The sequence below is a fragment of the Streptococcus mitis genome (assembly GCF_946190335.1).
Taxonomy (GTDB): Bacteria; Bacillota; Bacilli; order Lactobacillales; family Streptococcaceae; genus Streptococcus; species Streptococcus mitis_CH.
The window spans coordinates 560,474-581,805 of sequence record NZ_CAMHZN010000001.1 but is presented as its reverse complement, the minus strand read 5'-3'; the positions used below and the strand labels follow the sequence as shown (position 1 = coordinate 581,805).

General features: G+C 41.0%; 19 protein-coding genes and 1 pseudogene. 18 read left to right on the top strand and 2 right to left on the bottom strand.

Annotation, left to right across the window (positions count from 1 at the left end; all coding sequences use genetic code 11):
• Positions 1-125 precede the first annotated feature (125 nt).
• The 13 genes from nrdR (at position 126) to recG (ending at position 13,777) form a co-directional block, all read left to right on the top strand.
• Entirely contained in the window at positions 126-599 is a 474-nt protein-coding gene (gene nrdR / locus N8O43_RS02970; protein WP_001203672.1) for a transcriptional regulator NrdR, read from the top strand.
• On the top strand, positions 600-1,769 hold the full coding sequence (locus tag N8O43_RS02965; protein ID WP_261089385.1) for a DnaD domain protein: 1,170 nt from the start codon (positions 600-602) through the stop codon (positions 1,767-1,769).
• Positions 1,770-2,666: a primosomal protein DnaI gene (gene dnaI, locus N8O43_RS02960; RefSeq protein WP_033683212.1), complete on the top strand. Its 897-nt coding sequence runs from the start codon at positions 1,770-1,772 to the stop codon at positions 2,664-2,666.
• The gene (locus N8O43_RS02955; RefSeq protein ID WP_261089384.1) at positions 2,663-3,376 is read left to right on the top strand and encodes an NADPH-dependent oxidoreductase; all 714 of its coding nucleotides are present in this window, start codon (positions 2,663-2,665) and stop codon (positions 3,374-3,376) included. The genes dnaI and N8O43_RS02955 overlap by 4 nt, the downstream gene beginning before the upstream one ends.
• A gap of 13 nt (positions 3,377-3,389) precedes the next feature.
• A complete protein-coding gene (gene der, locus N8O43_RS02950) occupies positions 3,390-4,700 on the top strand; it encodes a ribosome biogenesis GTPase Der (RefSeq protein WP_001207696.1) in 1,311 nt (436 codons plus the stop codon).
• Between the two features lie 83 nt (positions 4,701-4,783).
• Positions 4,784-5,119: a hypothetical protein gene (locus tag N8O43_RS02945; RefSeq protein WP_261089465.1), complete on the top strand. Its 336-nt coding sequence runs from the start codon at positions 4,784-4,786 to the stop codon at positions 5,117-5,119.
• A gap of 32 nt (positions 5,120-5,151) precedes the next feature.
• Positions 5,152-5,439, top strand: coding sequence for a hypothetical protein (locus tag N8O43_RS02940; RefSeq protein WP_261089382.1), 288 nt, complete (start codon positions 5,152-5,154; stop codon positions 5,437-5,439).
• A gap of 145 nt (positions 5,440-5,584) precedes the next feature.
• A complete protein-coding gene (gene secA, locus N8O43_RS02935) occupies positions 5,585-8,098 on the top strand; it encodes a preprotein translocase subunit SecA (RefSeq protein WP_070526829.1) in 2,514 nt (837 codons plus the stop codon).
• A gap of 80 nt (positions 8,099-8,178) precedes the next feature.
• Positions 8,179-9,210 carry a 3-deoxy-7-phosphoheptulonate synthase gene (locus tag N8O43_RS02930; protein ID WP_000232190.1) on the top strand — a complete coding sequence of 344 codons (1,032 nt, stop codon included), beginning with the start codon at positions 8,179-8,181 and terminating at the stop codon, positions 9,208-9,210.
• A 1-nt stretch (position 9,211) separates the two neighbouring features.
• Entirely contained in the window at positions 9,212-10,243 is a 1,032-nt protein-coding gene (locus N8O43_RS02925; RefSeq protein ID WP_261089379.1) for a 3-deoxy-7-phosphoheptulonate synthase, read from the top strand.
• 44 nt (positions 10,244-10,287) lie between these two features.
• Positions 10,288-10,650 carry a holo-ACP synthase gene (gene acpS, locus N8O43_RS02920; protein WP_261089463.1) on the top strand — a complete coding sequence of 121 codons (363 nt, stop codon included), beginning with the start codon at positions 10,288-10,290 and terminating at the stop codon, positions 10,648-10,650.
• Positions 10,640-11,743 carry an alanine racemase gene (gene alr / locus N8O43_RS02915; RefSeq protein WP_261089377.1) on the top strand — a complete coding sequence of 368 codons (1,104 nt, stop codon included), beginning with the start codon at positions 10,640-10,642 and terminating at the stop codon, positions 11,741-11,743. The genes acpS and alr overlap by 11 nt, the downstream gene beginning before the upstream one ends.
• Before the next feature lie 18 nt (positions 11,744-11,761).
• Positions 11,762-13,777: an ATP-dependent DNA helicase RecG gene (recG, locus tag N8O43_RS02910; RefSeq protein ID WP_261089375.1), complete on the top strand. Its 2,016-nt coding sequence runs from the start codon at positions 11,762-11,764 to the stop codon at positions 13,775-13,777.
• A gap of 560 nt (positions 13,778-14,337) precedes the next feature.
• Here the strand turns inward: recG and N8O43_RS02905 are convergent.
• Positions 14,338-15,240: an Rpn family recombination-promoting nuclease/putative transposase gene (locus N8O43_RS02905; protein ID WP_261089374.1), complete on the bottom strand. Its 903-nt coding sequence runs from the start codon at positions 15,238-15,240 to the stop codon at positions 14,338-14,340.
• Between the two features lie 141 nt (positions 15,241-15,381).
• Positions 15,382-15,922: pseudogene (locus tag N8O43_RS02900) on the bottom strand (GNAT family N-acetyltransferase).
• A 283-nt stretch (positions 15,923-16,205) separates the two neighbouring features.
• Between N8O43_RS02900 and N8O43_RS02895 the strand changes: the two are divergent.
• From N8O43_RS02895 to N8O43_RS02875, 5 genes are all read left to right on the top strand, one after another.
• Positions 16,206-17,186, top strand: coding sequence for an acetylxylan esterase (locus N8O43_RS02895; protein ID WP_261089373.1), 981 nt, complete (start codon positions 16,206-16,208; stop codon positions 17,184-17,186).
• Positions 17,187-17,689: 503 nt separating this feature from the next.
• Positions 17,690-18,142 carry a YhcH/YjgK/YiaL family protein gene (locus tag N8O43_RS02890; protein ID WP_045611131.1) on the top strand — a complete coding sequence of 151 codons (453 nt, stop codon included), beginning with the start codon at positions 17,690-17,692 and terminating at the stop codon, positions 18,140-18,142.
• An 18-nt stretch (positions 18,143-18,160) separates the two neighbouring features.
• Positions 18,161-19,498, top strand: coding sequence for an ABC transporter substrate-binding protein (locus N8O43_RS02885; RefSeq protein ID WP_261089372.1), 1,338 nt, complete (start codon positions 18,161-18,163; stop codon positions 19,496-19,498).
• Between the two features lie 78 nt (positions 19,499-19,576).
• Positions 19,577-20,461: a carbohydrate ABC transporter permease gene (locus N8O43_RS02880; protein ID WP_000237988.1), complete on the top strand. Its 885-nt coding sequence runs from the start codon at positions 19,577-19,579 to the stop codon at positions 20,459-20,461.
• Positions 20,461-21,294 carry a carbohydrate ABC transporter permease gene (locus N8O43_RS02875; RefSeq protein WP_000730468.1) on the top strand — a complete coding sequence of 278 codons (834 nt, stop codon included), beginning with the start codon at positions 20,461-20,463 and terminating at the stop codon, positions 21,292-21,294. Before N8O43_RS02880 ends, N8O43_RS02875 begins: the two co-directional genes overlap by 1 nt.
• The last annotated feature ends 38 nt before the right edge of the window (positions 21,295-21,332 follow it).

Genomic DNA, 21,332 nt, shown 5'->3' with positions numbered 1-21,332 from the left:
TTTTATCCTTTTGTCTTAATTAAATAATACAACAAAACAAAAAACTTGTCAAGCAAAAAGAAGAATTGTTTTGGGAATCGTTTAAAAAATGGTATAATGAAAAGAAAACGATAAGGAGGGAAAGGATGCGTTGTCCAAAATGTGGGGCTACCAAGTCAAGTGTTATCGATAGTCGCCAAGCAGAAGAAGGGAACACTATTCGTAGAAGACGTGAGTGCGATGAATGCCAGCACCGTTTTACAACCTACGAACGGGTAGAAGAAAGAACCTTAGTGGTTGTTAAAAAAGATGGCACGCGGGAACAATTCTCCAGAGATAAAATCTTTAATGGGATTATCCGCTCAGCCCAGAAACGTCCTGTGTCAAGTGATGAAATCAACATGGTAGTCAATCGTATCGAACAGAAACTCCGTGGTCGAAATGAAAATGAAATTCAAAGCGAGGACATTGGTTCACTCGTCATGGAGGAGTTGGCTGAGTTAGATGAGATTACCTATGTGCGTTTTGCCAGTGTCTATCGTAGTTTTAAGGATGTCAGTGAGTTAGAGAGCTTGCTCCAACAAATCACCCAGTCCTCTAAAAAGAAAAAGGAAAGATAAATGAAGCCAATTGACCGTTTTTCTTATCTAAAGAATAATCGGGTGTCGCAAGATACCTCATCTCTGGTACAGTGCTACCTCCCGATTATCGGTCAGGAGGCACTGAGCCTTTATCTTTATACAATCAGTTTTTGGGATAATGGTAGAAAGGAATATCTTTTTTCAAGTATTCTCAACCATCTCAACTTTGGGATGGATAGACTGATAAAATCCCTGAAAATCCTATCTGCTTTTAATCTCTTGACCCTCTATCAAAAGGGAGAGGTTTATCAGCTAGCCCTCCATGCTCCTCTATCTAGTCAGGACTTCTTAGAACATCCTGTTTATCGCAGGCTTTTGGAGAAAAAGATTGGCGATGCAGCGGTGGAGGATTTGAAAGTTGAAAGTGCTGACGGTGAAGAAATACCTGTCTCACTCAATCAAGTCTTTCCAGATTTGGCAGAACTAGGTAGTCAAGAAGACCGTGGTATCAGGAAGAAAGTGGCCAATGATTTTGACTTGGATCATTTTCGTCAGTTGATGTCTCGAGATGGGCTTCGTTTTGCGGATGAACAATCCGATGTCTTAAACCTCTTTGCCATTGCGGAGGAGAAGAAGTGGACTTGGTTTGAGACCTATCAATTGGCCAAGTCAACAGCTGTTTCCCAAGTCATTTCAACCAAACGCATGCGGGAAAAAATCGCTCAAAAACCTGTTTCCTCCGACTTTAGTCCTAAGGAAGCAACCATTATCAAAGAAGCTAAAAGTAAAACTGCCCTGCAGTTCTTGGCAGAAATCAAGCAAACACGCAAGGGAACCATTACCCAAACAGAAAGAGAACTCTTGCAACAGATGGCTGGCTTGGGCTTGCTGGACGAAGTCATCAATATTATTCTCTTGTTGACCTTTAATAAGGTAGATTCGGCCAACATCAATGAGAAATATGCCATGAAGGTAGCCAATGACTATGCCTATCAAAAGATTCATTCGGCAGAAGAGGCAGTCTTGCGCATCCGTGAACGTGGGCAAAAGAGTCAGGCTCAAAAAAGTAGTAAACCGAGTCCTGCTAAGTCCAATGTACCCAAGTGGAGCAATCCAGCTTATAAAAATGAAACCAGCGAGGAAACTCGTCTGGAACTAGAACGTAAGAAACAAGAACTATTAGCTCGATTAGAAAAAGGAGGAGATTAGATGGAAAGTGTCGGAGACGTACTCAAACGTCAACCTAGCCGTTTTCACTATCAAGATTTGGTCCAGAAAATCATGAAGGATCCTGATGTTGCGGCCTTTATCCAGCAAGAATCCCTTACTCCAGAGGAATTGAATCGCAGTATCTCCAAGTTTAATCAGTACATCACCGAGCGAGACAAGTTTCTTCGTGGTGATACGGATTATATTGCCAAAGGATACAAGCCTATTTTGGTCATGAACCACGGCTATGCAGATGTTTCTTATGAAGAAACTCCTGAACTAATCGCAGCGGAAAAAGAAGCGGCTATTAAGAATCGTCTCAAGTTAATCAATCTGCCAGCCAGTCTTAAGAAAGCTAGTTTGGCTCAAGTTGACTTGGATGATTTGGGGCGCTTGCCAGTTTTTGAAAAGCTATTAGCCTTCGTGGAGCAATATCCAGCTATTCGAAAAGGTCTTTACTTGTATGGAGACTTTGGTGTGGGTAAAAGTTTCATGGTGGCTGCCTTAGCCCATGATTTATCAGAAAAACGTGGTGTTTCATCAACCCTTCTCCACTATCCTAGCTTTGTCATTGATGTCAAAAATGCTATCGGTGATGGCAATGTCAAGACCTTGGTGGATGAGATTAAGCTTTCTGAAGTCCTGATTTTAGATGATATTGGTGCTGAGCAATCAACAGCTTGGGTGCGGGATGAAATATTGCAAGTCATTCTCCAATATCGAATGCAGGAAAATTTACCGACCTTTTTCACCTCCAACTTCAACTTTGAAGAATTGGAGCTGCATTTCGCTAAAGGGAAACATGGAAATGACGAAACCTGGGAAGCTAGACGTGTCATGGAACGCATCCGTTATTTGGCTGAGGAGACTCGTTTAGAAGGAGTAAACCGTCGATGACAGAAACGATTAAACTGATGAAAGCTCATAAGTCTGTTCGAAGATTTAAGGAGCAAGCCTTTCCTCAGGAAGACTTGACTGAAATCTTGACAGCAGCCCAAATGGCGTCGTCTTGGAAGAATTTTCAATCCTACTCTGTGATTGTGGTACGAAGTCAAGAAAAGAAAGATGCCTTGTATGAATTGGTGCCTCAAGAAGCCATTCGCCAGTCAGCTGTTTTCCTTCTCTTTGTCGGAGATTTGAACCGAGCAGAAAAGGGAGCCCGACTTCATACGGATACATTCCAACCTCAAGGGGTGGAAGGTCTCTTGATTAGTTCGGTCGATGCAGCTCTTGCTGGTCAAAATGCCCTGCTGGCAGCTGAAAGTCTGGGCTATGACGGTGTTATCATTGGCTTGGTGCGTTACAAGTCAGAAGAAGTGGCGGAGCTCTTTAGCCTGCCTGACTATACTTATCCAGTTTTTGGGATGGCACTGGGTCTTCCAAATGAAGAACATGAAGTCAAACCTCGCTTGCCATTGAATCAAGTGGTATTTGAGGAAGAATATCAGGAGCAAACGGTTGATGTGATTGAAGTTTATGACCGTGTACAGGCTGACTATGCTGGCGCGCGTGCAACTACAAGCTGGAGTCAGCGCCTAGCCGAACAGTTTGGTCAAGCTGAACCAAGCTCAACTAGAAAAAATCTTGAACAGAAAAAGTTATTGTAGAAAGTGAGAAATTATGGCCCTACCAACTATTGCCATTGTAGGACGTCCCAATGTTGGGAAATCAACCCTATTTAATCGGATCGCTGGTGAGCGAATCTCCATTGTAGAAGATGTTGAAGGAGTGACACGTGACCGTATCTATGCGACGGGTGAGTGGCTCAATCGTTCTTTTAGCATGATTGATACAGGAGGAATCGATGATGTCGATGCTCCTTTCATGGAACAGATCAAGCACCAGGCAGAAATTGCCATGGAAGAAGCCGATGTTATCGTCTTTGTCGTGTCTGGTAAGGAAGGAATTACCGATGCGGACGAATACGTAGCCCGTAAGCTTTATAAAACCCATAAACCAGTTATCCTTGCAGTTAACAAGGTGGACAACCCTGAGATGCGAAATGATATCTATGATTTCTATGCCCTCGGTTTGGGTGAACCACTACCTATCTCATCTGTCCATGGTATCGGTACAGGGGATGTGCTAGATGCGATTGTAGAAAATCTTCCAAATGAATACGAAGAAGAAAATCCAGATGTGATTAAGTTTAGCTTAATTGGTCGTCCAAACGTCGGAAAATCAAGCTTGATCAATGCTATCTTGGGAGAAGACCGTGTCATTGCTAGTCCAGTTGCTGGAACAACTCGTGACGCCATTGATACCCACTTTACAGATACAGATGGCCAAGAGTTTACCATGATTGATACGGCAGGTATGCGTAAATCTGGTAAGGTTTATGAAAATACTGAGAAATACTCTGTCATGCGTGCCATGCGTGCGATTGACCGCTCAGATGTGGTCTTGATGGTTATCAATGCGGAAGAAGGTATCCGTGAATACGACAAGCGTATCGCAGGATTTGCCCATGAAGCCGGTAAAGGGATGATTATCGTGGTCAATAAGTGGGATACGCTTGAAAAAGATAACCACACCATGAAAAACTGGGAAGAAGATATCCGTGAGCAGTTCCAATATCTACCTTACGCACCGATTATCTTTGTATCAGCTTTGACCAAGCAACGTCTCCACAAACTTCCTGAGATGATTAAGCAAATCAGTGAAAGTCAAAACACACGTATTCCATCGGCTGTCTTGAACGATGTGATTATGGATGCCATTGCCATCAACCCAACACCGACAGATAAAGGAAAACGTCTCAAGATTTTCTATGCGACTCAAGTGGCAACTAAACCACCAACCTTTGTTATCTTTGTTAACGAAGAAGAACTCATGCACTTTTCTTACCTGCGTTTCTTGGAAAATCAAATCCGCAAGGCCTTTGTTTTTGAAGGAACACCAATCCATCTCATCGCAAGAAAACGCAAATAAAAAAGTAGAATCTGGAATGACATTTCCAGATTTTTTTGATAGAATGAAGTTGAAGAAAACGCTATCAAAAAGAGGTGTCGATGATGGAATATTTGTTTAAATTCTTACTTTTAGCACCGTACTTTTATTTTGATAACTGGATTGAAAAGGCCAATAGAGATAGTAAATTTTTCCCAATTTTTTACTATTTTTACTGGGTTTACATCCCCCTCTATGCTCTTTTTAGCCTTGCTTGGACAGTTATTTCAGTTCTGTTTTTCAATATCGTCTTGAGAAATTTGACAGATATCAAGTTTTGGGGCATTTGGTTTCTTTTTATTCTGCTAGCTATTGGTCTGAATAGGTCAACTTATTTCTGTTTCAAAAAAATGCTTCGCTTGAGACGGGAATTAGGAAAGTCTAAAGGCGGCAAACATTGAGTTATATGGGTTTTGTTTATAGGAGGTGGCTTATGGCACGTCTAAAATCATTTATTACACGCTATTCCAAGGTCTATATTGGTTTGGTTCTGCTGATCTGGATTGCTTTCTTCTTTCTTCCTTGGGGCAGTCCGATTCTGGGGGGGAAGATTGACCTCTTCAACATACAGAAAGTCTTGCTAGTTTTTGGTATTCTGTCTATTTTGATGGCCTTGCTGTCCAAGAAAGTCAGTCTCTTTGTTTTTGGATTGATCTGCTGTTTTTCTCTTTGGATAAATCTATTTATCCTATTTGCGATTTTGCCGATTTTTGGCAATTAAAGTATCATAAAAGTCAGAGAGGTTAGCTTGGAAACTAGCCTCTTTTTCCTTTTCAAAATGGGGATTCTTCCTTGAAAATAATCAGTAATTGTGCTAAAATTAAAAGAACATTCTAAAATATTCGGAATTTAAAGTAAGGAAAAACATGGCTAATATTTTAAAAACAATTATCGAAAATGATAAAGGAGAAATCCGTCGTCTGGAAAAGATGGCTGACAAGGTTTTCAAATATGAAGACCAAATGGCTGCTTTGACTGACGACCAACTAAAAGCAAAAACAGTTGAATTTAAAGAACGTTATCAAAATGGAGAATCACTGGATTCACTGCTTTATGAAGCATTTGCGGTTGTCCGTGAAGGTGCCAAACGTGTCCTAGGCCTCTTCCCATATAAGGTTCAGGTCATGGGGGGAATCGTTCTTCACCATGGTGACGTGCCAGAGATGCGTACAGGGGAAGGGAAAACCTTGACTGCGACCATGCCAGTATACCTCAATGCCCTTTCAGGTAAAGGGGTTCACGTAGTTACGGTCAATGAATACCTATCAGAACGTGACGCGACTGAGATGGGTGAATTGTACTCATGGCTTGGCTTGTCAGTAGGAATTAACTTGGCTGCCAAATCTCCAATGGAGAAAAAAGAAGCCTATGAGTGTGATATTACTTACTCAACCAACTCAGAAATCGGATTTGACTACCTTCGTGATAACATGGTCGTTCGTGCTGAAAACATGGTACAACGCCCGCTTAACTATGCCTTGGTCGATGAGGTTGACTCAATCTTGATTGATGAGGCCCGTACACCTTTGATCGTATCAGGTGCTAACGCAGTTGAAACCAGTCAGTTGTATCACATGGCAGACCACTATGTGAAATCTTTGGATAAAGACGACTACATCATCGATGTGCAGTCTAAGACTATTGGTTTGTCTGATTCAGGGATTGACAAGGCTGAAAGCTACTTCAAACTTGACAATCTCTATGACATCGAAAACGTAGCTCTGACTCACTTTATCGATAACGCCCTTCGTGCCAACTACATCATGCTTCTCGATATTGACTATGTGGTGAGCGAAGAGCAAGAAATCTTGATCGTTGACCAATTTACAGGTCGTACCATGGAAGGTCGTCGTTATTCTGATGGATTGCACCAAGCCATTGAAGCTAAAGAAGGTGTGCCAATTCAGGATGAAACCAAGACATCTGCCTCAATCACTTACCAAAACCTTTTCCGTATGTACAAGAAATTGTCTGGTATGACAGGTACAGGTAAGACTGAGGAAGAAGAATTCCGTGAAATCTACAACATTCGTGTTATTCCAATCCCAACAAACCGTCCTGTTCAACGTATTGACCACTCAGACCTTCTTTATGCAAGTATCGAGGCTAAGTTTAAGGCGGTTGTCGAAGACGTTAAGGCTCGTTACCAAAAAGGTCAGCCTGTCTTGGTTGGTACAGTAGCGGTTGAAACTAGTGACTACATTTCTAAGAAATTAGTCGCAGCTGGCGTTCCTCACGAAGTCTTAAATGCCAAAAACCACTATAAAGAAGCCCAAATCATCATGAATGCTGGTCAACGTGGTGCTGTTACTATCGCAACCAACATGGCCGGTCGTGGTACCGACATCAAGCTTGGTGAAGGAGTTCGCGAATTGGGTGGACTTTGTGTGATTGGTACAGAACGTCATGAAAGCCGTCGTATCGATAACCAGCTTCGTGGACGTTCAGGTCGTCAAGGAGACCCAGGTGAGTCACAATTCTACCTATCTCTTGAAGATGATTTGATGAAACGTTTTGGTTCTGAACGCTTGAAGGGAATCTTTGAACGTCTCAACATGTCTGAAGAGGCCATTGAGTCTCGTATGTTGACACGTCAGGTTGAAGCAGCGCAAAAACGTGTCGAAGGAAATAACTACGATACCCGTAAACAAGTCCTTCAATACGATGACGTCATGCGTGAACAACGTGAGATTATCTATGCTCAACGTTACGATGTCATCACTGCAGATCGTGACTTGGCACCTGAAATTCAGGCTATGATTAAACGCACGATTGGTCGTGTCGTTGATGGTCATGCGCGTGCCAAACAAGATGAAAAACTAGAGGCAATTTTGAACTTTGCTAAGTACAACTTGCTTCCAGAAGATTCTATTACGATGGAAGACTTGTCAGGCTTGTCTGATAAGGCTATTAAGGAAGAACTCTTCCAACGTGCCTTGAAGGTTTACGATAGTCAGGTTTCAAAATTACGCGATGAAGAAGCAGTGAAAGAATTCCAAAAAGTCTTGATTCTACGAGTGGTGGATAACAAGTGGACAGATCATATCGATGCCCTTGATCAATTGCGTAACGCGGTTGGACTTCGTGGCTATGCTCAGAACAACCCTGTTGTTGAGTATCAGGCAGAAGGTTTCCGTATGTTTAATGACATGATTGGTTCGATTGAGTTTGATGTGACACGCTTGATGATGAAAGCACAAATTCATGAACAAGAAAGACCACAAGCAGAACACCATATCAGTACAACAGCGACCCGTAATATCGCTGCCCACCAAGCAAATATACCAGAAGATTTGGATTTGAGCCAGATTGGACGGAATGAACTTTGCCCATGTGGTTCTGGTAAGAAGTTTAAAAACTGTCACGGTAAAAGACAATAAAATGAGATAGTTTAGAGGCGGATACCTTGTGAAAAGTAAATTTTTACTTGGTATCCGTTTGATTTATAAGGAGATGAGTTATGGTATTTACAGCAAAAAGTCCTAAAATTAATATTGAAGAAGTTCGTGCCTTATCAAAATTAGAAGGTCAAGCTTTGGAGAGAAAATCACAGCGCGATCAAGAGCTAGAAGCCATTATACGTGGAGAAGACCAGCGGATTCTCTTGGTAATCGGGCCATGCTCATCTGACAATGAAGAAGCTGTTCTTGAATACGCTAAGCGTTTGGCAGCTTTGCAAGAAGAAGTGGCAGACCGTATCTTTATGGTTATGCGTGTTTATACTGCTAAACCCCGTACCAACGGAGATGGCTATAAGGGCTTGATTCACCAGCCTAATGCGACAGAAGCGCCTAGTCTTATCAATGGAATCAAAGCCGTTCGCCATCTTCACTATCGTGTTATCACAGAAACAGGAATGACAACGGCTGATGAAATGCTTTATCCTGAAAATCTACCGCTTGTGGATGATTTGATTTCTTACATGGCGGTTGGTGCCCGTTCAGTTGAAGACCAGCAACACCGCTTTGTGGCAAGTGGAGCAGATTTCGCGACTGGGTTTAAAAATCCAACATCTGGAAATCTCAATGTTATGTTTAATGGGATTTATGCTGCTCAAAACAAACAAAGTTTCCTTTTCTTAGGAAAAGAAGTGGAAACAACTGGGAACCCGCTTTCGCACGCTATTCTTCGTGGAGCAATCAATGAGTATGGTAAGAATATTCCTAACTACTACTATGATAATTTGATGGATACTATTGCTCAGTATGAGAAGATGGGCTTGGAAAATCCTTTTATCATTGTGGATACCAATCATGACAACTCTGGTAAGCAATATATGGACCAGATTAGAATTGTCCGCCAGACCTTGATTAACCGTGATTGGAATGAAAAAATCAAGCAGTACGTTCGTGGCTTTATGATTGAGTCTTATCTAGAAGACGGCCGTCAGAACGAACCGGAAGTATTTGGCAAGTCTATCACAGACCCTTGCCTTGGCTGGGATAATACGGAAGCCCTTGTCAGAGAAATCTACCAAACGCTAGGAGAATAGAATGGCATTTATTGAAAAAGGTCAAGAAATCGATATTGAAGCAATCAAGGCAGAAACCCAATTGTCTGCGGGAGCCTTGCGACTAAAGGAGCGCCGTGATAGAGAATTAGCAGACATTATTTCAGGAGAAGATGACCGTATCCTTTTGGTGATTGGTCCTTGCTCGTCTGATAATGAAGAGGCTGTCTTGGAATATGCCCGCCGTTTATCAGCCTTGCAGAAGAAGGTGGCGGACAAGATTTTCATGGTTATGCGTGTTTATACTGCTAAACCTCGTACTAACGGAGACGGCTATAAAGGTTTGGTTCACCAACCAGATACCTCTAAGGCTCCAAGTCTGATTAACGGCTTGCAGGCTGTGCGCCAGTTGCACTACCGCGTGATTACAGAGACTGGTTTGACAACGGCAGATGAGATGCTTTATCCGTCAAATCTGGTCTTGGTGGATGACTTGGTCAGCTACCATGCTGTAGGAGCTCGTTCTGTGGAAGACCAAGAGCACCGCTTTGTGGCCTCAGGGATTGATGCACCGGTCGGGATGAAAAATCCAACCTCAGGAAATCTTGGTGTCATGTTTAATGGCATCTATGCTGCTCAAAATAAACAGACCTTCCTCTTCCATGGTCAAGAAGTTGAGACTTCAGGAAATCCCTTGGCCCACGTCATCCTTCGTGGTGCAGTTAATGAATATGGGAAAAATGAGCCTAACTTTTACTATGAAACCCTGCTAAATGCCATTGAACGCTATGAGACTATGGGGCTTGAAAATCCTTTTATCCTCATTGATACCAACCATGATAATTCCGGAAAGCAATATATGGAGCAGATTCGAATTGTTCGCCAGACCTTGCAAAATCGTGATTGGAATGAGAAGATTAAAAAGACAGTTCGAGGCTTTATGATTGAATCTTACCTAGCAGATGGTCGTCAAAACCAACCAGAGGTCTTTGGTTGCTCTATTACCGATCCTTGCTTGGGTTGGGAAAATACAGAGGCCTTGGTAGAAGAGATTTATGCTACCTTGACAAAATAAGTGAAAAGGATGGAGTTGGGGAATCTCAACTCCTTTTGATGAGAATGATAGTTGGACACGGAATTGACATTGAAGAATTGGCTTCTATAAAAAGCGCAGTTACACGACATGAAGGATTTGCTAAGCGCGTGCTGACCGCTAATGAAATGGAACGGTTTAACAGTCTTAAAGGGCGCAGGCAAATAGAATATTTAGCTGGTCGCTGGTCGGCTAAGGAGGCCTTTTCCAAGGCTATGGGAACGGGCATTGGCAAGCTCGGTTTTCAGGATTTGGAAGTCTTGAACAATGAACGCGGGGCGCCTTATTTTAGTCAGGCACCATTTTCAGGAAAGATTTGGCTGTCTATCAGCCACACAGATCAGTTTGTGACAGCCAGTGTCATTTTGGAGGAAAATCATGAAAGCTAGTCCACATAGACCAACCAAGGCTCTGATTCATCTGGGAGCTATTCGACAAAATATTCAGCAAATGGGGGCTCATATCCCTGAAGGGACGCTCAAATTTGCAGTAGTCAAGGCTAATGCCTATGGGCATGGGGCTATTGCTGTTTCGACGGCGATTCAGGATGAAGTTGATGGCTTTTGCGTTTCCAATATCGATGAAGCTATTGAACTCAGACAGGCTGGACTCAGCAAACGAATTCTTATTTTAGGAGTTTCTGATCTAGAAGCTGTTTCTCTTGCTAAAGAATACGATATCACCTTGACTGTGGCTGGACTGGAGTGGATTCAAGCACTCTTAGATAAGGAAGCTGACCTAACTGGATTGACAGTCCACCTTAAGATTGACTCAGGAATGGGACGGATTGGTTTTCGAGAGGCTAGTGAAGCTGAGCAGGCTCAAGCCTTGCTCCAACAACACGGTGCTGGTGTTGAAGGGATTTTTACCCACTTTGCTACTGCAGACGAGGAATCAGATACTTACTTTAATGCCCAGTTAGAACGGTTTAAAACTATTTTGGCCAGTATGAAAGGTCTTCCAGAGCTGGTTCATGCCAGTAATTCGGCAACGACTCTTTGGCATGCAGAGACTATTTTTAACGCGGTTCGTTTGGGAGATGCTATGTATGGTCTCAATCCAAGTGGAGAGGTTTTGGACTTACCCTATGACTTAAAACCAGCCATGACCTTGGAATCTGCCCTGGTTCATGTCAAGACAGTTCCATCCGGAGCTTGTATGGGCTATGGAGCGACCTATCAGGCAGATAGTGAGCAAGTCATCGCGACGGTACCAATTGGCTATGCGGATGGATGGACACGTGACATGCAGAATTTCTCTGTCTTGATAGATGGGGAAGCCTGCCCAATCGTCGGCAGGGTTTCGATGGACCAAATCACCATTCGTCTGCCTAAGCTTTATCCCTTAGGAACAAAGGTAACCTTAATTGGTTCTAACGGGGGCAAGGAAATCACAGCTACTCAGGTAGCGGCCTATCGCGGGACTATTAACTATGAGGTGGTTTGTCTTCTCAGCGATCGCATTCCGAGAGAATATTATTAGAAAAGAAAGGAGTGGAGCATGAATCTACATCAACCCTTGCATGTCTTACCTGGTGTGGGACCAAAGTCAGCAGAAAAATACGCCAAACTAGGAATTGAAAATTTGCAAGACCTCTTGCTCTACTTTCCTTTCCGTTATGAAGATTTTAAGACCAAGCAAGTATTGGAACTAGAAGACGGTGAAAAGGCAGTTCTTTCTGGTCAAGTCGTGACTCCTGCTAGTGTCCAGTATTATGGTTTCAAGCGCAATCGCCTACGCTTTAGTCTTAAGCAGGGAGAAGTCGTTTTTGCGGTGAATTTCTTTAACCAGCCTTATCTAGCTGATAAGATAGAGTTGGGAGCAACCCTTGCTGTTTTTGGAAAATGGGACCGCGCCAAGGCTAGTCTGACAGGGATGAAGGTCCTAGCTCAGGTGGAAGATGACCTCCAACCTGTCTATCGTCTGGCTCAGGGAATCAGTCAAGCCAGTCTGGTCAAGGTCATCAAGACGGCTTTTGATCAGGGACTGGACCTCTTGATAGAAGAAAATCTTCCCCAGTCTTTGCTGGACAAATACAAACTCATGTCCCGTTGTCAGGCAGTCCGAGCTATGCATTTTCCTAAGGATTTGACAGAATACAAGCAGGCCCTTCGCCGTATCAAGTTTGAGGAACTCTTTTACTTCCAAATGCAGTTGCAGATGCTCAAGTCTGAAAATAGAGTTCAGGGAAGTGGTCTGGTTCTGAACTGGTCTCAGAAAAAAGTGACAGAAGTCAAAGAAAGGCTGCCTTTTGCCCTGACCCCAGCTCAGGAAAAGAGTTTGCAGGAAATTTTGACCGACATGAAGTCGGACCACCACATGAATCGTCTCCTACAAGGGGATGTGGGGAGCGGGAAAACGGTAGTCGCTGGCTTGGCTATGTTTGCGGCAGTGACAGCTGGCTACCAGGCTGCTCTCATGGTTCCAACAGAAATTCTCGCAGAGCAACACTTTGAGAGTTTACAGAACCTTTTTCCTAACTTGAAACTGGCTCTCTTGACAGGTTCCTTGAAAGCTGCAGAAAAGAGAGAAGTCTTGGAGACTATTGCCAAGGGTGAGGCTGATTTGATTATCGGAACTCATGCTCTGATTCAGGATGGGGTAGATTATGCTCGTCTGGGCTTGATTATCATCGATGAGCAGCACCGCTTTGGTGTAGGGCAAAGGCGTGTTCTGAGAGAAAAAGGCGACAACCCAGATGTCCTCATGATGACAGCGACTCCCATACCACGGACCTTGGCGATCACAGCTTTTGGCGATATGGATGTTTCCATTATCGACCAGATGCCAGCAGGACGGAAGCCTATTGTGACTCGCTGGATCAAGCATGAGCAATTACCTCAGGTCTTGACTTGGTTAGAGGGGGAAATCCAAAAAGGTTCTCAAGCCTATGTCATCTCTCCCTTGATTGAAGAATCAGAAGCTCTGGATTTGAAAAATGCCATTGCCTTATCAGAAGAGTTGACAACTCATTTTGCGGGTAAGGCAGAGGTGGCTCTTCTACATGGTAAGATGAAGAGTGACGAAAAAGACCAGATAATGCAGGATTTCAAAGAGAGAAAAACGGATATTCTGGTTTCTACAACGGTTATCGAGGTTGGGGTCAATGTTCCCAATGCGACCGTTATGATTATCATGGATGCGGATCGCTTCGGGCTCAGCCAGCTTCACCAGCTCAGAGGTCGTGTGGGTCGGGGAGATAAGCAGTCTTATGCAGTTCTCGTTGCCAATCCTAAGACGGATTCTGGGAAAGACCGCATGCGCATCATGACAGAAACGACCAATGGATTTGTCCTGGCCGAAGAAGATTTGAAAATGCGTGGTTCTGGTGAGATTTTTGGAACCAGACAATCAGGACTACCAGAGTTTCAAGTGGCTGATATTATCGAAGATTTTCCGATTTTAGAAGAAGCCAGAAAGGTTGCTAGTTACATTAGTTCTATAGAAGGCTGGCAAGAGGATCCAGAGTGGCGCATGATAGCTCTTCATCTGGAAAAGAAAGAACATTTAGATTAAGCTTTCTATAAGGAAATCTTAAGCTAGCTTTCAGGTTTGGCCCTTATACTAGAATCATCAAAAAGAAACGAGGACTCTCACATGACAGTAACGATTAAAGTAAATTACCAAACTACTTTCCAGAAGAAAGAAGCAAAAAATTAAGATTGAATAAAAGAAGAAAGAGCGAAAATGCTCTTTTTTCGTTACTAAAAGCACAATTTATTGAATCTAAAATAGCACACTGTGGATTCTAAAAGATTTCTATAAATTATAGTAGATTGAATCCGAAATAGTCCACCGAGTTTTCTAAAACATTGCTAGAAATTAGCTTGAATTCCGCAATCAATTTGTTCAGTTTTTATTTCATTTAACTATAATTTGACTTTCCTAATTTCTTTGTTCATATCTTATTTCAATACACTATATCTTACTATTTCAGAGCCCACATCTAGCATAACTAAAAAAACAGATTCTTCCATCTATTACGGAAAAATCTGTCATTGATTTAATGATTTACAAAAACTCCAACCACGGCTTGCGAATCTTATCTTTGCTGGTTTCTCTATATTTTTTAGTTCTTATTTATGATGCTCTTTCAATAGTTCTTCAAACTCAGAGACAGTCATACCCAATTGCTCACTTGCAAATTCGGAAGTTAAAACATGTTGGCGTACTAAATCTAGAAAGGTAAAGATTTTCCCACTCTCGAAACCTTGTTCAACTCCCTCTGCTCTAGCAGTTTCCAAGGCATAGTCCTGCGCTAACAAGGCTTGTTCTTCGCGTCTACGTTGTTCACTAAACATCTTCCTGTCCTCCTCGGACCAGCTCTTGTAGTCTAGCAGTTGGTCTGCTTGACTGATAGCTCGCTCGGGTGCTTGGGTAAAGGGTTTATTGCCGAAAAACTCCAACCACGGCTTGCGAACCTCGTCTTTGCTGGTTTCTCTATATTTTTTTAATTCCAAGAATGCCATCTTGACCAGATGGTTTTCCTGACCGTTGTTTGTGATGGTTAAGACATCATCTGTCGTATCCTCTCGCATGCTAAAGCTATGAAAGGCCAAATCATCTTGGAAGTAGTTGCTATCCACGATAGCGATAGCATATACTGGTGCGATGTGTTTGTAACTCTGGTGGGTATTACCCTCTTGCTGACGTATTTTTTCGAGGTTTTGATTGACCTGACTGCACAGGTAGGCCCACAGACGATTAATGAAAAAATTCTGATGATGCACCTGAATTTCAATGATAACTTGGGTGCCATTGTCCAACTCCGCCAAGACGTCTATACTGGTATAGAAATCCTGCGCCGAGTAAGGTATGGAAGGCAAGACATGAATATTGCTTCCTTCCAAAATGGTCACATTTTTTGCAGGTAAATCCAGCATATCGCGAATAAATTGACAAGTAATCTCTGGGTTGCTAAAAATCTTCTTAGCTACTAAGTCATTAGTTGGGCTAATGCCCGGATGTCTTAGAATCATCCTTTTCCTCCTTTTATTATACCACAGTTTTAAATCTAAGATCACTAGATTCACTGCTACTATCTATTTATTCGGAAAAGAAAGGATAAATGAAATAGTAAATAAAAAATAAGAACAGCGGATAAGCAATAAATTTTAAGTTTATCTGTCTTCTCCGCTTATCTGATAATAAATAAGGTCCGCAATATAGCCTTTTCTCTCTACCCCATTTGCAACAGTCTTTAGATAGAACATTCCAGCCTTCTCCATGACACGGCCTGAAGCTAGGTTGAGACTGGCATATCGAGCTTTGATTTTTTGAAATCCTGCTTGAATAAAACAAAAGTCCAACACAGCTTTTAAGGCCTCTGTCATAAGACCACGACCTCGATAGTTTTTTCCTAAAACATAGCCAATTTCACAACTTAAATCTTCCTCGTGCATTTCAACGACGCTGATATCTCCTATCACTTGTTCTGGGTTTTCTTTGAGGCAAATGGCCCATTTGTAATAGTTAGGATTAGCATAGAAAGCAACCCAATTTCAAATCGAATTTCGAGTCAGCTCGACATCAGGATGCGGATCCCAGGTGACGTAGGTTAGATTCTCAGCAGACGAAGCCCAATTTTGAAACATAGCTTCTGCATCACTCTCCACAAATCAAACGTTCTGTCTGTAATATTTGCGTACCGATTGCTTTCATGATGTTACCTCGCTTTCTGATAAATGATTCTCTGTCCAATCGCCATTGAAACTATAGTATATCGAGATAAGCTGTAGACAAATCAACTGGGACATTCACATTAATTTCTAAAAATACTTTAGAAGTTAATTGGTACTATTCTAGATTCAATTGATTATACTTTCTGTCAGTAGGTTTGAAGAAAGGAAATCTAAATTCTTTTTCTATTTATCCTTCTTTCTTGCATTGATTACTTAGATATGCTACAGTTATGGTAGCGATTACAAAACAAAAGGAGCATATTATGAAAAATCCAGCTTTGTTAGAAGAAATCAAGACTTATAAAGGACGGGATGAGGTTCCAGAAGACTTTGATGCTTTCTGGGATGAGGAAGTGAAAAAAGTTTCCAATCTTCCAGCCTATCAGTTGGAGGAAAGAGATTTCCACATTCCTCAAATTAAGTGCTATGAGTTAACGTTTGAAGGAACCAATGAAGGCAAGGTTTATGCACGCGTCGTTCTTCCAAAGAGTGAGGAAAAAGTTCCTCTAATCTTCCATTTCCATGGTTATATGGGACGTGGCTGGGATTGGGCCGACATGCTGGTCTTCACCGTAGCTGGTTACGGTGTTGTTTCCATGGACGTTCGAGGTCAGTCGGGCTATTCACAAGACGGCTTGCGTTCTCCTTTAGGAAATACGGTTAAGGGGCATATTATCCGTGGTGCTGTGGAAGGTCGGGATCACCTCTTTTATAAGGATGTTTATCTTGATATTTACCAGTTGGTTGAAATTGTTGCTAGTCTGTCTCAGGTTGATGAGAAGCGTCTTTCTAGCTATGGTGCCTCACAAGGAGGTGCTCTAGCTCTAGTTGCAGCAGCGCTCAGTCCTCGAATTCAGAAAACAGTTGCCATTTATCCTTTCTTGTCTGACTTTAGACGAGTGCTTGAGATTGGTAATACAAGTGAAGCCTATGACGAACTTTTCCGTTATTTCAAGTTTCACGACCCCTTCCATGAAACTGAGGAGGAAATCATGGCGACCATTGCCTATATCGATGTGAAAAATCTTGCCCATCGTATCAAGGGTGAGGTTAAGATGATTACGGGCTTGGATGACGATGTTTGCTACCCTATTACCCAGTTTGCGATATACAACCGCCTGACCTGCGATAAGGCCTATCGCATCATGCCTGAATATGCTCACGAAGCCATGAATGTTTTTGTCAATGACCAAGTCTACAACTGGCTTTGTGGTAGTGCGATTCCTTTTAAATATCTAAAATAAGGGGTTGACTCTAGGCACAAAATCTTAAAAATCATAAATACGCATAGTATCAGGGGATTAAGAAACCTTGATATTATGCGTTTTATTGTGGGAAGATAGTAGATTGAAATAAGATGTGAACAAATCTGTTAAGAAAGTCAATTTAATTTCTAGCAATGTTTTAGAAGTCGTAGCGTACTATTCTAACTTCAACATACTATATCTACTTCATTTTCTCCTGAAATTGAGTTTTCCACTTTCTTCTTTTTTCTGTTTCTTAATTTGTGCACTCGAAACAAGTATTGCAAGAAATCTACTTATTTTTGAAAGTACTTTTAATATAGTTGACATAGTTAAAAAGGTTTGAAACTAAATTCCAAATTAGAAAAAGAGTTGAAATGCTAAAAAAAAAAAAGTATACTCTATTTGAAAACGCTAACAAAACTAATTTAGAGAATGAAATGTAGAGTATTTCTCTCTTAAAAAGTTATTGGTGAAACTAGATGTAGAAAGGAGGATACGGTATGATTATTACAAAAATTAGTCGTTTAGAAACTTATGTGGGAGTAAATCCACATTTTGAAACATTAATAGATTTTCTAGAAAAAACAGGACTAGAAAATTTAACAGAAGGTCCGATTGATATTGATGGAGATCGATTGTTTGGGAATTGCTTTACTTATCTAGCAGATGGTCAAGCAGGGGCTTTCTTTGAAACACACCAAAAATATTTGGATATTCATTTAGTTTTGGAAAACGAAGAAGCCATGGCTGTTACGTCGCCGGAAAATGTAAGCGTTACCCAAAAATATGATGAAGAAAAAGATATTGAATTATACACAGGGAAAGTGGAACAGTTAGTTCATTTGAGAGCTGGCGAATGCCTCATCACTTTTCCAGAAGATTTACATCAACCGAAGGTTCGTATAAATGATGAACCTGTGAAAAAAGTTGTCTTTAAAGTTGCGATTTCTTAATGTAGAAAGGGAAGAACAATGAAAAAAATGAGAAAGTTTTTATGTTTAGCTGGAGTTGCGCTAGCAGCCGTTGCCTTGGTAGCTTGTTCAGGAAAGAAAGAAGCTACAGCTGACACTGAACCACCGACAGAATTATCTGGTGAGATTACGATGTGGCACTCCTTTACTCAAGGACCACGTTTAGAAAGTATTCAAAAATCAGCAGATGCTTTCATGCAAAAACATCCAAAAACGAAAATCAAGATTGAAACATTTTCTTGGAATGACTTCTATACTAAATGGACTACAGGTTTAGCAAATGGAAATGTGCCAGATATCAGTACAGCCCTTCCTAACCAAGTAATGGAAATGGTAAACTCAGATGCTTTGGTTCCGCTAAACGATTCTATCAAGCGTATTGGACAGGATAAATTTAACGAAACTGCCTTAAATGAAGCAAAAATCGGAAATGATTACTACTCTGTTCCTCTTTATTCACATGCACAAGTCATGTGGGTTAGAACAGATTTGTTAAAAGAACATAATATTGAGGTTCCTAAAACTTGGGATCAACTCTATGAAGCTTCTAAAAAATTGAAAGAAGCTGGAGTTTATGGCTTGTCTGTTCCGTTCGGAACAAATGACTTAATGGCAACACGTTTCTTGAACTTCTATGTTCGTAGTGGTGGTGGAAGTCTCTTGACAAAAGATCTTAAAGCAGATTTGACAAGCCAACTTGCTCAAGATGGTATTAAATACTGGGTTAAAATGTATAAAGAAATCTCACCTCAAGATTCTTTGAACTTTAATGTCCTTCAACAAGCTACCTTGTTCTACCAAGGAAAAACAGCATTTGACTTTAACTCTGGCTTCCATATTGGAGGGATTAATGCCAACAGTCCTCAATTGATTGATTCGATTGATGCTTATCCTATTCCAAAAATCAAAGAATCTGATAAGGACCAAGGAATTGAAACCTCAAACATTCCAATGGTTGTTTGGAAAAATTCAAAACACCCAGAAGTTGCTAAAGCATTCTTGGAATCACTTTATAATGAAGAAGACTACATTAAATTCCTTGATTCAACTCCAGTAGGTATGTTGCCAACTATTAAGGGAATTAGCGATTCTGCAGCCTATAAAGAAAATGAAACTCGTAAGAAATTTAAACATGCTGAAGAAGTGATTACTGAAGCTGTTAAAAAAGGTACTGCTATTGGTTATGAAAATGGACCAAGTGTACAAGCTGGTATGTTGACTAACCAACACATTATTGAACAAATGTTCCAAGATATCATTTCAAATGGAACAGATCCTATGAAAGCAGCAAAAGAAGCAGAAAAACAATTAAACGATTTATTTGAGGCTGCTCAGTAGATGTAAAAGACTAGAAAATAGGTGGGCTAGTGAGCTGAAAAGCCCTAGCCCAATCTTGTAAAAGAAGGGAGAAGGAGAATGGTTAAAGAACGTAATTTAACTCGCTGGATATTTGTTTTGCCAGCTATGATTATCGTAGGATTACTCTTTGTTTATCCGTTTTTCTCGAGTATTTTTTATAGCTTTACCAATAAGCATTTGATTATGCCTAATTATAAATTTGTTGGTTTAGCTAACTATAAAGCTGTGCTATCAGATCCCAACTTCTTTAATGCGTTCTTTAATTCAATTAAGTGGACCGTTTTCTCATTAGTTGGTCAAGTTTTAGTAGGGTTTGTATTGGCTTTAGCTCTTCACAGAGTACGCCACTTCAAGAAATTATATAGGACCTTATTGATTGTTCCTTGGGCATTTCCTACCATCGTTATTGCCTTTTCTTGGCAGTGGATTCTAAACGGGGTTTATGGTTACTTACCTAATCTAATCGTAAAATTAGGTTTAATGGAACATACGCCTGCATTTTTGACAGATAGTACATGGGCATTCCTATGTTTGGTGTTTATCAACATTTGGTTTGGAGCGCCGATGATTATGGTTAATGTGCTTTCAGCTTTGCAAACAGTACCCGAAGAACAATTTGAGGCTGCTAAGATAGATGGTGCTTCAAGTTGGCAAGTGTTCAAATTTATCGTCTTTCCACATATTAAAGTGGTTGTAGGGCTTCTAGTTGTTTTGAGAACTGTATGGATCTTTAATAACTTTGACATTATCTACCTAATTACTGGTGGTGGACCAGCCAATGCTACAACGACGCTTCCAATTTTTGCTTACAACCTAGGGTGGGGAACTAAATTGTTGGGTCGTGCCTCAGCAGTTACAGTATTGCTCTTTATCTTCTTGGTGGCGATTTGCTTTATCTACTTTGCTATCATCAGTAAGTGGGAAAAGGAGGGTAGAAAATAATGAAGAAGAAATCCAGTATTTATTTAGATATTCTCTCACATGTACTCTTGATAGGTGCGACCATTGTTGCAATTTTCCCATTGGTATGGATTATCATATCGTCTGTCAAGGGGAAAGGGGAATTAACTCAGTATCCAACACGATTTTGGCCTGAACAATTTACATTAGATTATTTTACACATGTTATCAACGATTTGCACTTTATTGATAATATTCGAAACAGTTTAATCATTGCCTTAGCTACAACTGTTATTGCGATTATTATTTCTGCTATGGCAGCCTACGGTATTGTTCGATTCTTCCCTAAATTGGGAGCAATCATGTCGAGACTACTCGTTATTACCTACATTTTCCCACCAATTTTGTTAGCAATTCCCTATTCAATTGCCATTGCTAAAGTTGGATTAACAAATAGTTTATTTGGCTTGATGATGGTTTATCTATCTTTTAGTGTTCCATATGCAGTATGGCTCTTAGTTGGATTTTTCCAAACAGTTCCAATTGGAATTGAAGAAGCAGCTAGAATTGATGGTGCAAATAAATTTGTTACTTTTTATAAAGTTGTACTACCGATTGTAGCACCAGGTATTGTAGCAACAGCTATTTATACATTTATCAATGCTTGGAATGAATTCCTGTATGCTTTGATTTTGATTAACAATACAGGAAAGATGACAGTAGCAGTAGCTCTTCGTTCACTTAATGGTTCAGAAATACTAGACTGGGGAGATATGATGGCAGCATCTGTTATTGTAGTTCTTCCATCAATCATTTTCTTCTCTATCATCCAAAATAAGATTGCAAGTGGATTGTCAGAAGGATCTGTAAAATAAGTTAAAATTAGAAAGTTTATTCAATAATAAAGGAGAAA